The following is a 15,928-nucleotide window of genomic DNA, read 5'->3' as shown; positions in this document are numbered from 1 at the left end:
CTAAATTCAACATTTATTTCGCTTATTGCATAGTTATTAAAATGATGAATAAAATTCATATTTATACCGTGAAAGTTCATACTTTTATTCAATTTAAGCATAAAAAACCATTTTACTAATAATTCCAATTAATTTTTATAAAGTAATCTCATATATATTTATTAAAATATATACTCTAATTTACACCCCGAAACCAGATTCAAGAATATTCCAACTGGTCACTATGTATATTTCTAATAATATACACTGAAAAGGAGGAGTCCGTACAAAATGGAATATAGATTATTAGGTAAAACGGGATTAATAGTTTCAGAGATAGGATTCGGCTCTTGGGCGATTGGTGGAGATGAATGGGGAGCAGTAAAAGATAATGAATCCATTGAGGCAATCAATAAAGCAATTGACCTAGGGGTTAATTTTATTGACACAGCTGACGTTTATGGATTAGGTCATAGTGAAAAGTTAGTTGCAAAAGCAATAAATAAACGTAGGCAAGATATTATTCTTTCTACAAAAGGTGGATTAATTGGTCATCATTATGACCCGAATCAACCAGCTGTTTATGGAGATCCTCAAAAGATCATTGATGCGTTTGATGCTAGTTTACTGCGGCTTAAAACGGATTATATAGATGTTTACTTTTGTCATATTTGGTGGGATAAACCTGAAGAAACAGAAGCCTTTCTACAAGCTTTCCAAACCTTAAAAAAATCTGGAAAAGTGAGAGCAGTTGGCGTTTCTACTAATGATTTAGATTATATAAAACATTTTAATCAGAATGATGATTTAGATGTTGTACAATTCGATTATAGTATTCTGAATAAAGAACCTGAAAAAGACATCCTTCCTTATATTGAAAAACATAATTTAGGTGCTGTGATAAGAGGTCCACTTAAGATGGGGATTTTAACAGGGAAATTTAATCATGAAACCCAATTTCCAGACGATGATTTAAGAAAAGATTGGCCCAAAGAAAAATGGTTTAAAGATAGCTTAAACAAATTAGAGAAATTACGATTACTAGTACGATCAAATCGAAGTTTAGCGCAAATCGCCTTACGTTATATTTTAAGCCATCCAGCCGTTTCAGTTGCTATTCCTGGTGCAAAAAATTCTACTCAGGTTGAAGAAAATTCTTCACACTTAACTCGTCCATTATTATTAGATAATGAAATTGAATTCATTAAAAAGCTTTAACTATACTATTATTGTTCCATAAAAATTAAACTAAATTAACTACCAATTCATCCCCTATTCCCTATGTCTATCTACTCTTCATCAAAGAATCTAATATAAAATTTATAATAAAAGTAAATAACCGTTTCATATGAAGATTACTTAGGGAAAATGAGTGTAATTTACTATATTCTCCTTTCTTCTCATTATCTTTAAGGAATTTTTCAAGTCTATTTCTACTACTTTCCTATAAGATAGCATGCCACTAATAAATAACATGTTATATCATTATAGAAAAATTCTATAGAATCATTAAAGGAATCTCCTTTCCCCTATCGAATTATTGTAGAGGAAAGGAGAGGAATACATGGAAATTCTAGGATTAGACCCTCGCGCATTAGCGACTTTAGGTGCACTTGAATACACCAATCGTCGCAATAAATTAATTGAAGACTCGGAGAATAATATATACGAGTGTAAAGAAATAAAAGAAATACTTCAATCACTGCCTAAAGAGAAGCAGATTGAGGTTCTTGAGAATCAAGCTCACTTTGAAGCAGTGGCAAAGATGATTGAACAAAACAATTTAATTCTTTTAGAACAGATGAAAGCTCTACAGCTAATTCAGAAATAACAAACTTATGATTAATGAATTCTACATATGCTTCCATAAATATTGTATCTTTATTTATACCATCAGCCTCTGTTTTTAAAGGGGCTTTTGTTATGCTTTGATTCATATTTTGGATTTGGATGGTTTCTTTCACATGTATGAATAGAACTTCTAGTAAACTTGGTGTAGATTCTAATTCCTGCTTTTCAATTCCCTCTGTTACAGCACTGATAAAATTCCCATAGTACTTTTGCACCTAATAGTTCTGCTAATCGTTTTTCACGCATTTCAAATGTTTTTATATCCATATATAGTATTATTTTTCCACCTCTCCCGATTTATTTATTCTACAAAAATCATAATTAACCTCTTATATAAATAACACAAAAGCCATCACCGAAGTGCAGCTTTAAAATAAAGTTTATGTTTAGCTATCTTTCATTTCCGAATAATATTTTTAACCCTGTTGATACTATTTCTGTAACTTAAAGTTACAAATTATTTCTGTAAGCGTAGCGTTTCTTTTGTACAACGAGCAGTTAGTTTTATTAACTAGCTGCTTTGTTGTGCAAAATGAAGTTTTTGTCCAAGTTTTTCACCATTCGATAAAATAAACATAATAATAGTTAATGAACAGACATTTATAATCAATCTCCTAAGGAGCACTTTAATTAGGTGCTCCTTTCTACATATACAATTTAGATATCGTTGCGATAGGTAAAACTTTGAAGTTATCTCCATCTTTTCCCCGGCTTAACACTGTACGTGCGACTTTCATTGCATACAGCGTCCCATATTATCCTTTTCTACTAAAACAACTAGATTACAAACAATGTTGTACTCACCTATGTATTCATTCCCTTTTCTTACGAAAAGTCCAATTATCTTACTCGATCCTGTGAGTTACATATAGTTGATTTAGTTTTCAACGAACAAGACTAGGGACTATCCCTCCACATTTGTTACATGCTTCGTTGGTACTGTGAAGAATAAAGCAATTTCGGTTCGTTAGAACCTTATATACATCTGTCTGCTAGTAGGCGTTAGTGACAGTTTCTTGCTTAACACGTTCCGATTGACTTAGCTATACATATATCCTTAGGTGCTTACTTTAAGCCTGTTATCTTTACATCCTCATCGTTAGATGTTCCGAAATTCATATCATTTACTCTTACTTTTCGGTAGATAACGTCGTTATTGACGACATACACATTTCTAATGTATTAATAATTTAGACCCGTACGTTCGCAAGTTTGTCAGTCCGTTATTTTGGACATTCTCACCATAAATATTTTGTAGCATCCCGACCTATCCATTACCATACGATTTCTCACTTAGGTTGTGTTCAGCCGACTTCACCTAGATTCATACAATTTTTGACTACTATCACGCCTTGCATGTAGGAGAATCAGATAAGTAGTTTCAGCTCAACCTGACGGCTTTCATTCCTACTTTCAGTCAAACAGTTGTTGTTATCAAAGTGATAACGCTCCTCTTTCGTGTTTACACACTTATAAGGAAACGTGCCGCACAAATAGCGTTTTTGCAAACTTTTCCCGATTGTTCCTTCTTTATTTCTAACGCATGTAGTAATAATTCTATCCCTCTTTAACATCAGCTCATTTATGCAGAACGGATTTTACCATTGTGTACAAACTTTTCTTCTTTTCATTAAATAATATATAAAGACAACTTAAGTAACAGAGCGCTAGATACATGTGACCAATTATTTTTATGAAAAGGAGGTTTTTTTATTAATACAACACTAATTTCTCATTTCTTCAACGAAGAGTATCTGCTTCCATGGTGGTTAATGCACCACACAAAGCTATTTGATCATGGTATCCTTATTAATCGGGGGTCTACTGATCGTTCAGTTGAGATATGTAGATTATTTGCACCTCATTGGGAAATCCGCAATTCAAAAGTATTAGAGTTTGATGCCTTATTAGTTGATCAAGAGGTTATGGAAATCGAAAAAGAAATTACAGGATGGAAAATGGTATTGAATACCACTGAATTTCTTTGCTGTTTTGATAAGGAAGCATTTTTTTCATCTCTTACTTCTTTAAAACAAAACATGTATGCCATTAGAACTATTCTCATGGTCGATGATCCGACTCACGGTTATACTAATCCGAGATACGGAATTCCCCTTGTCAAACAGCGTTATCATGGAATAATAATCCCCCCTACTCCTCCTGCACCTTACTATGGAGGTAGATTGATCCACAATTATTCGCATGGTAACTATACAGCCGGAAGGCATTGGTCAAATCATCCATTTATGGTTTACATGTATCCTGCTTTCGTTTTAAAATTCTTTTACAGTCCATGGAATAAAGCTATGCAAAACCGAAAATTGCAAATTGGTCCTACACTTTCTACACATAGCATCCAGCATGGCTTAGGTACTCATCACCTAGCAACACTAGATACATTAGAAAAAAAATATATAGAATTTGCAACCTCTACTACTGACCTTCGGTTAGTCCCAGAATATCAAGTTATATTTCCAAATTTATGTTTTCCTAACTATTAATACATCTAAAAAAACATTTTGAAACTTTTCATACAGACAAAAGTCAATCCGCCTTTACAAATCATCGTATTACTAGAATTATTCAAATAACAATTTTGTTGTAAAACTGCACATACCTACACAGCATGCATAGACTATCGTGTGGTACTTTTTTCAAAGTTAGTTTTACTTAAGGAGCGCCTTGGAAAGCGCTCTTTAGTTTTCAAATAAAAATTCTGGTCAAATGATTCACATTCTTAGAAAAAGTCATATATATTATCATGTATTCTTTTACAATAAGAGTCTTGGTCTTAAGAACACTTTTAAAGGTGTTCTTTTAATTTATTTAGATTTACATACAGCAAACATCAAATAAACTGACAAGACATAGTTGCTTTATAATCGTGTACATTTTTTGTACACGATTTCTTTTTATTGTGTGTGATAAGTAATGCTTTGATATCATCTCCACCTTTTCCCCCACCTAACACTGTACGTGTCAGTTTTCCGACATACGGCGTCCCATCTTATCCTTTTATACTAAAGCAACTAGATTACAAACAATGTTATACTCACCGATGTATTTATTCCCTTTTCTTACGAAAAGTCCCATCATCTTACTCGATCCTGTGAGTTACATATAGTTGATTTAGTTTTCAACGATCAAGACTAGGGACTATCCCTCCACATTTGTTACATGCTTCATTGATACTGTGTCCCCACCTTCACAAGAATAAAGCAATTTCGGTTCGTTAGAACCGTATTTGCACCTGTCTGCTAGTAGGCTTTGGTGACAGTTTCTTGCTTACCACGTTCCAATTGACTTAGCTATACACATATCCTTAAGTGCTTGCTGTAAGCCTGTTATCTTTACATCCTCATTGTTAGATGTTCCGAATTTTATATCATTTACTCTTACTTTTCGGTAGATAACATCGTCATTAACGACATACACATTTCTAATGGATTAATCCTTTAGACCCGTAATAGCGATAGGTAGCTTACTAAGTGTAAAATCCTCTAGGATTCCATTCTCTTTTCAGATTTCCCCCGCTCCACACCGTGCGTGAGACTTTCACCTCACACGGCGCTCCATCAATAAATATGTTCCTCTTTTCATTCAATCATGAATTTCTTTTTTGTTTTTGCTATTATTTTTCTTTGTGAGAATTGTTCAGGAATTTATTGTACTAATTCATCGTTTCCTACTAGTTTTCTAAGTTTGTTAAGCTTAGTCAGACTTTTTTCGTCGAGTTTCAGATAATCGCACAATCTTGCAATTGTTGCGTGATTTGTTGCATGTATTAGTTTGTGGACTTCTGATTTGATTAGAATCAAGTTCTGATAACTGTCGTCTTTAGTAAGACTCCACAATTTCTTGTGGTGACAATGCATATCTAGTAGGTCTAACTTTTCGCCTGTGATCGCGCATTTCCCATTTTGGGCAACATATAGCGAAATTCGATTGTCATTGAATTCTACTGTCGCTCTTTCGTTTGTGACTGGATGATTTCTGAGCCATTGTAGTTCTGATTCAGAGACCTTCTCTAGCCTTTTATGGATTAGCGCTCGTCCCTCTACGGTGTACTTATTAACTGCGTTACGCTTCAACATTGGATTCCTATGTCTTACATCAGTTAGATGTAGGATTGGTCTTTCCATGAGATACCTCATGTATTTCTTATCCCGTTTGACATATTTGAGAATTCCTTTGTCTTTCCCTTTGTATTCACCATGCCTTGTAAATGCTTTCGACTCAGTTTGGTTGGGTTTAGCTTTTGGAAATCGGTTGTACATTTGTTTTAATAGCTCATATCCTGCTTTATTAAGGTCAAGATTGATATGCGTTGCTATTTCGTAGTAATTATGAATTCCTATGACCATGCTGTTGTACTTATTGATTTCCTTTACACAGTTAAGACTATTTGGCGATTTTTGAATTATTTTGATTTGTTGCGACAACTTAGCTTTAACCTGTTTTATAGCTTTTGCAGACATATGCGTTTCCGCCACGTATTTGGAGCTGCCTGTTCGTGTTTTACCTTTCTTGGTCGCTTTGAGCATGAATCCTAAGAATTCACTTTTAGACTTTTTAAGGTTCGTGACTTTTGATTTTTCTTCGGATATCGGAAGCCGAAGGCGTTCCTTTAACCACATTTGCGTTGCCTTGAATACTTTCTCTGCATTGCTACGTGTGTCCGTGAAAATCTTAAAATCATCAGCATACCGAACGATATACATTGGCTTTAGTTTTGTTTTCTTTAGGGCTCTATTGTCTCTTCCTATTCTTCCTTGCACCGTTTTATATTTAAAGCTATGTCGAGTTTTTGCCGTTTCCCATTGGTCACTTACCCACCAGTCAAACTCATTTAAATTGATGTTTGCTAGTAGAGGACTAAGGACTCCACCTTGCGGTGTTCCTTTGGTTGGGTGGATTATTTCGCCATTTTCTAATTTAATTGGTGCTTTTAGGATTTTTCTTATAATCACGAGTAGTTGTTTGTCACGAATGCCTAACGTCCATAATTGTCGCATTAGTTTTACGTGATTCACTTCATCAAAGAACCCTTGTATATCTACATCTATTAAATAGGTTAAGTTAGTTTGGTTTATCTTGAACACAGCGTCCGCTATCGCTTGTTCTGCACTTTTGTTCGGTCGGAAACCATAACTTCTAGTACAGAATCTTGCCTCACAAATTGGTTCAAGAACTTGCAAAATACTTTGTTGGACTAGCCTATCCCAAAATGATGGGATACCGAGTGGTCTCGTTTTCCCATTGGGCTTAGGAATCTTTTTCCTTCGCACGACATTTGGGCAGTAGTTGCTAAAGCGATTTCGCATTTTTGCAACAAATTGTTCCTGTGTTAATTTCTCAATGTTTTCAATAGTAACCTTATCGACTGACGGAGTGTTACTGCCTTTATTGCGTTTAATATTTCTATACGCGAGTAGGATATTCTCCTCTGAGATTATTATCTTCATAAGATTTTTGAAGTTTTTCATCTCTTTTGACTGTTGGTACAGTTCGTCAAACTCCTCTTGCATTCCGTAATACTCTGCATGTCTCAGTTTGTTGTCTTTAAGGTTTTTACCAATTAGAATTTCATTCATGGTTTATCACCAACCTTCGTGTGAATTTTGATGACCTTTTGAGTCTCACCAGAATCCATGCTAGGACTGAATGATAGAATTATTCCTTCCATATTTATTGACTTGTGGCTGTTCCTCCTCTTCTCATTACAAGAGTTATCAATGGTCATTCCACTAATTTCATCGCTTATTAAAGATAGTTCCCTCGCATTAGCGTTTCCTATCTAACTAAACATGCCTGTTCACGTCTATTACATCGTGGACGTTAACTGCTTCCGACTTTCCTCTTTGATTATCATTGATTAAACTTAGGTGTTCTCTTTGCTCCGTGTCCAGCTCCGTAGCCTGTAACTACGTTAGGATTTAGTCCCCGAATGATAGTTTCAATCCTTTAGACAGCAATTTTTTTCATGCCCGACTCATTTCTGAACCGTACTAGTTGCGGAGCTTACCTTCAAGAATTCGTCAGTTGTTGGTACAACATTCTCACCATATTTAATCGACAGAGAGTATTCACTACAATTCCATCCGATTTATTACTTCGAATGGCTTTCGGTTGTCTTTCCCATTGGAAGGCACTACGGTAGCTTCAACCTTCATTACCCAGCTATGGTTGCCAATGCCGACTGCAATCGACATTAGGTTAGGGTATCTTACTGGAGAAGTTTCAAGGCGTTACCCTATCATTCCTTTCTCTCATCAAAGAAGTTGTATCTTTTGTAATCTTATTTCAGACCACTTCAAGACCAATCTCTCCCCATTGAGTTATTAGCTCAACTTTTGAGATTAACGTCTCGCACCATTCGCAAGTTCGTCAGTCCTTTATCGGACATTCTCACCATAGATATTTTGTAGCATCCCGACCTATCCATTACCATATGAGTTCTCACTTAGGTTTTGTTCAGCCAACTTCACCTAGCTTCATATAGTTTATGACTACTATCATGCCTTGCACGTAGGAGTATTAGATAAGTAGTTTCAGCTCAACCTGACGGTTTTCATTCCTACTTTCAGTCGAACAGTTGTTGTCATCAAATTGATAACCCTCCTATTTCGTGTTTGCACACTTATAAATAAAAATAAATATGAAATCGTACCAATTACGTTAAATGAAAAAATGGATTTAATCGAAAAAGCGAAAGACATTGATTTTGCGCTCCTCGCATTACACGGAAAATACGGGGAAGACGGGACGGTTCAAGGCACGCTTGAAAGTTTAGGTATTCCTTATAGCGGGAGCAATATGTTATCTAGCGGTATATGTATGGACAAAAATATTTCGAAAAAGATTTTACGCTATGAAGGTATAGAAACACCCGATTGGATTGAACTTACAAAAATGGCGGATCTAAATCTTGATGAATTAGATAAGTTAGGATTTCCGTTAGTGGTAAAGCCAAACTCTGGTGGATCAAGTGTTGGGGTAAAGATTGTATATGATAAAGATGAATTAATTTCAATGCTGGAAACTGTGTTTGAATGGGATTCTGAAGTAGTAATAGAGAAGTATATAAAAGGTGATGAGATTACATGTTCAATTTTTGATGGAAAACAGTTACCTATTATTTCAATCCGACATGCAGCGGAGTTCTTTGATTACAATGCAAAATATGATGATGTTAGTACAATTGAAGAAGTTATCGAACTTCCAGCTGAATTGAAGGAACATGTAAACAAAGCGTCACTGGCTTGTTATAAAGCATTGAAATGCAGCGTTTATGCAAGGGTGGATATGATGGTAAAGGACGGAATTCCATATGTAATGGAGGTTAATACATTACCAGGGATGACACAAGCAAGTTTACTACCGAAAAGTGCAGATGCAGCTGGTATTCATTATAGTAAACTATTAGATATGATTATTGAAACTTCATTAAAAGTAAGAAAAGAAGAAGGGTTTTAAGTAGCAGTATCATGAATACTTTTGACAGTAACATGAAGTATGCTATGATGAATACAATACGAAAATTAAATATTTATCCACTAGGGGGGCCTATTATAGGCTGAGATCAAATGAGAATTTGAGACTCTTAGTACCTGATCTGGTTAATACTAGCGTAGGGAAGTGGGAAGACATTACTATTTTATGAATAAATACTGTCAATTTCACTTTCTTTACGTTTGTAAAGAAAGTTTTTTTATTTTACAGATTTAATAACTGTGGGTAAATACTTAAATTTTATACTTTATTGGAGGGATTTAAATGACATTTTCACAATCATTACGTCAAGAAGTAGATTCAATTTGGGAAGCTAGTTTTCATCACCCTTTTGTAAAACAACTTGGTGAAGGAACGTTAGATTTAGCTAGTTTTCGCTATTATGTGCTTCAAGATTCATATTATTTGAGTCATTTCGCTAGAGTACAAACGTTAGGAGCTGCAAAGGCTCTAGAATTAGAAACAACAGCACGTATGGCACACCATGCTCAAAATACATATGAAGCAGAATTATCTTTACATGAGAATTTTGCGAAGAAACTAGGGATAACTCAAGAAGAAAAAGAGAATTTTATCCCTGCTCCAACTGCATACGCTTATACTTCACATATGTATCGTGCTGCGTATGAAGGACATTTAGGTGATATCATTGCAGCAATATTACTTTGCTATTGGTTGTATTATGAAATTGGTGAACGTTTAAAAGAGTGTCAGCCAGAAGAGCCAATTTATAACGAATGGATTTCTGCTTATGGATCTGATTGGTTCCGTACGCTAGTTGAAGAGCAAATTACACGATTAGACACTATCGCTGAAAAAGTAACAGAGGCAGACCGAAATCGAATGAAACAGCACTTTATTATTAGCAGTCAATATGAATATTCATTTTGGGAAATGGCCTATACTTTAGAAAAGTGGCCAGTCAATACAGAAATAAAAGATGTAATTGGATAATGAGTAGAGGTATTGCTATTCACAGGTATGAATAATACTTATGTATATGATTTCACAAAAGAAGTATCGCAAAAAGACGCATCGATCTAAGAGGGCACTGAAAAAGTCCTTATAGTTTAAAAAGCGAAAGCTTCCTCGATGAAATCGAGGAAGCTTTCGCTTTTTTCATGTATAATAATTATACTAATTCTAGGTGGTGTCTCGGATGATTTCTAATCAACAATCTCTTAACCTCAGTCCATTTATGGCGATTTACGATATCGTTGTACCAAAGGATAATATGCTTCGTCAATTTAATGAACTGGTAGACTTTTCTTTTGTTTTAGAAGAACTACAAGATAAATATTGTCTCGATAACGGTCGCAATGCAGTACCGCCTGTTCGTATGTTTAAATATTTATTACTAAAATCTATTTTTGATTTATCAGATGTAGATGTTGTGGAACGCTCAAAATACGATATGTCCTTTAAATATTTCTTAGATATGGCACCAGAAGATATGGTCATTGACCCTAGTTCATTAACGAAGTTCCGCAAGCTTCGTCTGACAGATGTAGGGTTACTTGACATGCTCATTCAAAAAACAGTGGAAATTGCACTCGAAAAAAACTTGATTAAAAATAAATCTATTATTGTTGATGCCACACATACAAAAGCACGCTTCAATCAAAAATCGCCGAAAGAATTTGTAATGGAGAAATCCAAATTACTCCGCAAAGCTGTTTATCAAGTTGACGAAGGAATGAAGGGAAAGTTCCCACCAAAAACAATGACAGATGACTTAAGTGACGAACTTGAATATTGTCAAAAAGTAATTGAAACAGTAGAAAAAGAGGAAATCATTCGTGAATATCCAAATGTGAAAGAGAAACTGAATTATTTAAAAGAAATCGTAGAAGATCACCAAGAACACCTCCAATTTTCGCAAGATCCTGATGCGCGAATTGGACATAAAACAGCGGATTCTTCTTTCTTTGGTTATAAAACACATATTGCGATGAATGAAGAACGCATCATTACAGCTGCGGTGATTACAACGGGTGAAAAAAGCGATGGAAAATACCTTCAAACATTGATTGAAAAAAGTCGTGAAACAGGGATGGAAATTGATACAGTTATTGGAGATACTGCTTATTCTGAGAAAAATAATATTCAATATGCCAACCAAAATCAATTACAATTAGTATCGAAATTAAACCCTATTGTGACACAAGGGCCACGTAAAAAAGAAGATGAATTTGAGTTTAATAAAGATGCGGGTATGTATGTCTGTAAAGCTGGACATATGGCCGTTCGTAGAGCACGTACGGGTAAAAAGGGAACAAACAATAGTCAAAGTCATACCTACTATTTTGATATTGAAAAATGCAAAGTATGTCCATTCAAAAGTGGGTGTTACAAAGAAGGCGCTAAAAGTAAAACATATTCTGTGACAATTAAATCTACTGAACATAAGGAACAACAAGCATTTCAAGAAAGTGCATATTTTAAAGAAAAGGGGAAAGAACGTTATAAAATTGAAGCGAAAAATAGTGAACTTAAGCATAGACATGGGTATGATGTGGCATCTTCCTCGGGTCTGATTGGTATGCAAATGCAAGGTGCAATGGCTATATTCGCTGTCAATTTAAAACGAATCCTAACCTTGATAAAAGAAACAAAGTAAAAAAGAATAAAGGGAAAGGCGACTTTTCATTCAAAATTGAATGAAAAGTCGCCTTTCTTGTTTTGCATCCGGTTTATAAACCGAAAAACGTAAGTTTTTCAGTGCCCTCCGATCTAAGTGCGTCTTTTTTCAATTTATAAAAATGAGCCTATGGGAAAAATAACCTAAAAATAGGTATATGAACAAGGTGCATTATCTAGTGATAGGTCATACTTTGTAGGTGTACGTATTGAACTTAGTTGATAGCGCTATTTCTACTTAGATTTAACGAACAGAAATATAGGAAAGCATTGAAAAGGTTGAAGTTTATAAACGGAGGTCATGAAAATGAATAAGTTTCAACAAGAACTACAAGCGTTAAGCCTTAATGATTACCAGCCTGGAAATATCGTGTATTGGGACCAACAAAACCAATATCCATATTACTATATTGAAGATGCTGTTCGTCGCTGTGGAGGTTGTGGTGGTCGTTGTGGAGGTTGTGCAGGTCGCTGTGGTGGATTTCGTTGTGGTGGATTCCGTTGTATTGGTTGCTTCGGCTGTTTTGGTTGTGGCGGCTGCGGAGGTTGTGGTGGCTGTGGTAGTTGTTCAAATTGTTTTAGTGGTTTTAATGGTACTACTGATACAACTGGTACTATTGTAACATATGAATATTGATAAGAGAAAAAAGGAATCCATTTGTGAAGCATTATACAATTTTTATAAAAAAATTTAATCAAAACACCTTTAGCATCCTTTAATTTAAAGAAACAATTTATCTCACCTTTTTATAAACATTGTGACTTTATTTCAAATCAACAATCGAATATCTTTTTTATGTTCTATACCCTTTATGCGATCTTTGCCTTTCGTAAGTAAATTTATTGCACCAGAACCAAAAAGAAGGGCTTCTATCAGCCCTTCTTTCTTTTTTCATATTTCTCATATAATTAAACTTAATCATAAAAAAATCTTACCACCTTATAAATTTTTACAACCAAGACTAAGAATCCACTTCCAATAAGAACAAAACCAATCCAATGAAAATATTTACGTTTCTGGATTAAACATCTCGATCCAAAAAGAATTTTAAAAAATTCAATACATAATCTTCTCTCCTCGTTATCTTTTCTTTTTCACATTGTAATTCTTATACGCTGTATAATATCTGTCCATAAATGTAGCCATATCACCAAAGACTCCCCATTTACCTACATTTATCCCATCTTTAACAACTGCCGATTTTAATGCTTTTCTCCCCGTATTTTTTACGACCTTTTGTTGTCATATCCGAGTTTTTGCTCATGCTCTTACATTATATGAAGTATGTGAAAGTCAGTATAAATGGTGGAAGTAAGCACAACATTAACAACTATTTATTGGGGTTAGTAAATTTAATAATCTATTTTTATTACTATTGATTAATTTTAAAATGTAACAAAACTATGTAACTATTTTTATTAAATGCACCGCTCTAGTATACAAAATTAAGCACTTGAGATAAGGCGCTTTGTTTCTGTAAGATGTTTTTACTTTACTTTATATTACGATTTATAGACCTGAAACCATTTTATTGTGATATAATTTGTTTTTGTCTTTATGAATATATATATATGTTAGGAGTTTTTTTATGGAAATCGGTTCTGAATTAAAAAATGGTCGCCACTCATTTTTTGATGGTGGATTATTCAGCTTTATTGGTTGAAGTATCCTTGGTGTACTTATTACAGTTTTTACCCTTGGTATTTGTTACCCTTGGGCTTTATGTATGGTTTATGGTTGGAAAATAAATCATACAGTAGTTAACGGGCACCGTATGAAATTCAATGGTTCTGCTGTAGGCTTGTTTGGTAATTGGATAAAATGGTTGCTCTTATCAATTATCACTCTAGGAATCTATTCATTCTGGGTTTTCATTAAACTTGAAGACTGGAAAGTAAAAAATACTACATTTATCAATTAAAAAAACATTAGCTCTATAATACCAGTCTATAACGACTGGTATTTTTATTTATGGTATGAAAAATGAAAATATAGATAAATAGCCCATGCTCATTCAGTTAACAAATATGAATACCCCCAGAACAAAAATTCCATACATTTTGAAAGAAACCTTCTTATTTTTTGCTCTGAAGAATATCCGTTTCTTAAGTTAATGGTTTTGAAGTCATCCTTAAATGAAAATTTTCTGTCTCTACATTTAGTTATTTTGAGACTTTTCTTTTTCTTAAACTGTTGGATATGAGTACCTTCTAGTATAAATTTACCATTTAAAAAAGTGATTTTAACAACATTAGGATTGTATCATATAGCACAATGTAATTTGTGTTACATAGCAAGAAAAATAATCAAAATTTAAAGCTTGAAAAAGAAGCACCAAAGCAAATTACATTGGTGTTTCTTTTTTTGCGCTTTCGGGCACAGTGGTTCCTGCAGCACTATTATAAAAGCAATTTCGGATGTAAGGAATTTGTAAGTAATAGGTAAGGAAAAAGAGATTTTCATTGTATATGATAAAAATATAAAGTGGCGCGAAGAGGGAAAAGGGTACGACTTATATATGAAAAACAAACCAGTAACAAGAGTGTTTTAAAGAAAATAAGTAATTTCTAGAGTTAACATACATGTGGAAAAGAGAGCGAAGGCATTTTATATTGAAGTTTGTTTATAATAGTTTTTTAACCTGTTAGAGGGGATCGTAAAGTAGATTATTAATCGCCTTGAAAATAGCTATGACCTTATAGTACTAGGTTTGCAGTATACGAGAGGTTCACTAAAGCGGCAGATCAAGAAGAAATACAAAGGAAGATTACAGTAACAATGTTATTAAAAAAAGAGGAGCCTTTAATTGGGTTGCTCCTCTTAATACCAATATACAATAACTATTCTATTATAATGTATAAGTGTAAAATATTTAACAATTATCTTTATGGTAAAAATTTCATTTTGTAGAACAGGGGAATGGATATGTGTACTTATTAGGAAAACGCATTTAAAGAGTTCTTTAAGAAGCAAGAACTAGAACGAAATAAAAGAGCAGCTAGTAAAAGCTAACTGCTCCGTGAATAAGAAGAACACAATGGTCATTCGTATTCAACCTTGGTGTATCTATAGTATTAACATGTTTTAGAATTTTTAATAAAAAAGGGAAAAATGAGGGGAGTGTAAGGAAAAAAACCTTTATATAAAGGGTCCTTTTGGTAATTTAATCTATTAATTGCACTCGTGGTAATATTCATCACATGAATCGTTATTATCGTTACAGCAGATACAAAATGTTTTTTGAATAAATAAACTAACTACACTAGTAGGACCTTCCTGCTTTGTAAGAGTAAGACTTTGAAAATCTTCAACTTGAAATATTTTTGTTTGAACGGGCTGTAATGTAGTAGTAATTGGTATGCTAGATCTCCTTGTTAGAATAGTTACTTGAACGGGTGCACTCATACCGACAATGAATAACTGAATTAATGTTTTATTGTGATTGTTGGTGAAATCTTCAAATACTGTTTGTGGAGTGGTATTTAGGAGGTCAATAGATATAGGTATATTTCCATTTAAATTTTCTCCTGAACCACCGATTGTATGAGTCTCAACAAAACAGTTATTTTTTTGATGGTCCGAATGTGATTGGTTTTTATAATACTTTTTACCATCTTTATAAAAGTAATCAGCCATATGAATTTAAAGCTCCTTTCTTTTAGATGTCTATATAGTTTATTTAATAAAGCGAAGTAGTGCTTGTACAACATAATAAAATCCGCTCTCGTAATTGCTTAAAAATGGTATTTGAAAATTAAAGAGCGCCTTTGGAGGAAGGCGCTTTATGACCAAGACTTATTTAGAAAAAAGGTTTCACATCATATTGTATGTATCGTTTTTAGAGAGGTGCAGTTTTATACAAAAATCTGTATTTCATAACAAGAGAAAAAGAATACACATATAAGTATGCTTTTTGACAAGAAAGGTAGATTTTTATGAGCGTAT

8 protein-coding genes, 2 pseudogenes and 1 riboswitch are annotated in these 15,928 nt (G+C 33.9%); of the genes and pseudogenes, 8 read left to right on the top strand and 2 right to left on the bottom strand.

Going from position 1 to position 15,928, the window contains the following annotated elements; all coding sequences use genetic code 11:
* Positions 1-270: 270 nt before the first annotated feature.
* From ACUN0F_RS03415 to ACUN0F_RS03405, 3 genes are all read left to right on the top strand, one after another.
* Entirely contained in the window at positions 271-1,197 is a 927-nt protein-coding gene (locus ACUN0F_RS03415; protein ID WP_327988299.1) for an aldo/keto reductase, read from the top strand.
* 346 nt (positions 1,198-1,543) lie between these two features.
* On the top strand, positions 1,544-1,810 hold the full coding sequence (locus tag ACUN0F_RS03410) for a hypothetical protein (protein ID WP_000404243.1): 267 nt from the start codon (positions 1,544-1,546) through the stop codon (positions 1,808-1,810).
* A 1,792-nt stretch (positions 1,811-3,602) separates the two neighbouring features.
* A complete protein-coding gene (locus ACUN0F_RS03405) occupies positions 3,603-4,331 on the top strand; it encodes a glycosyltransferase family 2 protein (RefSeq protein WP_234932001.1) in 729 nt (242 codons plus the stop codon).
* A 1,161-nt stretch (positions 4,332-5,492) separates the two neighbouring features.
* Here the strand turns inward: ACUN0F_RS03405 and ltrA are convergent.
* Positions 5,493-7,424 carry a group II intron reverse transcriptase/maturase gene (ltrA, locus tag ACUN0F_RS03400; RefSeq protein WP_445539112.1) on the bottom strand — a complete coding sequence of 644 codons (1,932 nt, stop codon included), beginning with the start codon at positions 7,422-7,424 and terminating at the stop codon, positions 5,493-5,495.
* 1,048 nt (positions 7,425-8,472) lie between these two features.
* Between ltrA and ddlB the strand changes: the two are divergent.
* The 5 genes and pseudogenes from ddlB to ACUN0F_RS03375 all read left to right on the top strand — a co-directional run.
* A pseudogene (gene ddlB, locus ACUN0F_RS03395) lies at positions 8,473-9,306 on the top strand (D-alanine--D-alanine ligase); the annotation flags it as partial.
* A gap of 72 nt (positions 9,307-9,378) precedes the next feature.
* A riboswitch (TPP riboswitch) is annotated at positions 9,379-9,484 on the top strand.
* Between the two features lie 122 nt (positions 9,485-9,606).
* Positions 9,607-10,296: a thiaminase II gene (gene tenA / locus ACUN0F_RS03390; protein WP_445539111.1), complete on the top strand. Its 690-nt coding sequence runs from the start codon at positions 9,607-9,609 to the stop codon at positions 10,294-10,296.
* 205 nt (positions 10,297-10,501) lie between these two features.
* Positions 10,502-11,962 (top strand): IS1182-like element ISBcy1 family transposase, encoded by a 1,461-nt coding sequence (locus ACUN0F_RS03385; RefSeq protein WP_445539017.1) that lies wholly within the window; start codon positions 10,502-10,504, stop codon positions 11,960-11,962.
* A gap of 327 nt (positions 11,963-12,289) precedes the next feature.
* Entirely contained in the window at positions 12,290-12,619 is a 330-nt protein-coding gene (locus ACUN0F_RS03380) for a heterocycloanthracin/sonorensin family bacteriocin (protein WP_098201564.1), read from the top strand.
* A gap of 952 nt (positions 12,620-13,571) precedes the next feature.
* A pseudogene (locus ACUN0F_RS03375) lies at positions 13,572-13,904 on the top strand (DUF898 family protein).
* A 1,250-nt stretch (positions 13,905-15,154) separates the two neighbouring features.
* Here the strand turns inward: ACUN0F_RS03375 and ACUN0F_RS03370 are convergent.
* On the bottom strand, positions 15,155-15,619 hold the full coding sequence (locus ACUN0F_RS03370) for an exosporium protein D (protein ID WP_097856939.1): 465 nt from the start codon (positions 15,617-15,619) through the stop codon (positions 15,155-15,157).
* Between the last annotated feature and the right edge of the window lie 309 nt (positions 15,620-15,928).

The organism is Bacillus sp. 1A (assembly GCF_052682215.1).
This window is presented reverse-complemented; position numbering and strand designations above follow the sequence as displayed.

Bases quoted from the DNA above. Each gene is read 5' to 3' on its own strand.
- ACUN0F_RS03415 (WP_327988299.1), top strand. From the start codon at position 271: ATGGAATATAGATTATTAGGTAAAACGGGATTAATAGTTTCAGAGATA.
- ACUN0F_RS03410 (WP_000404243.1), top strand. From the start codon at position 1,544: ATGGAAATTCTAGGATTAGACCCTCGCGCATTAGCGACTTTAGGTGCA.
- ACUN0F_RS03405 (WP_234932001.1), top strand. From the start codon at position 3,603: ATGCACCACACAAAGCTATTTGATCATGGTATCCTTATTAATCGGGGG.
- ltrA (WP_445539112.1), bottom strand. From the start codon at position 7,424: ATGAATGAAATTCTAATTGGTAAAAACCTTAAAGACAACAAACTGAGA.
- tenA (WP_445539111.1), top strand. From the start codon at position 9,607: ATGACATTTTCACAATCATTACGTCAAGAAGTAGATTCAATTTGGGAA.
- ACUN0F_RS03385 (WP_445539017.1), top strand. From the start codon at position 10,502: ATGATTTCTAATCAACAATCTCTTAACCTCAGTCCATTTATGGCGATT.
- ACUN0F_RS03380 (WP_098201564.1), top strand. From the start codon at position 12,290: ATGAATAAGTTTCAACAAGAACTACAAGCGTTAAGCCTTAATGATTAC.
- ACUN0F_RS03370 (WP_097856939.1), bottom strand. From the start codon at position 15,619: ATGGCTGATTACTTTTATAAAGATGGTAAAAAGTATTATAAAAACCAA.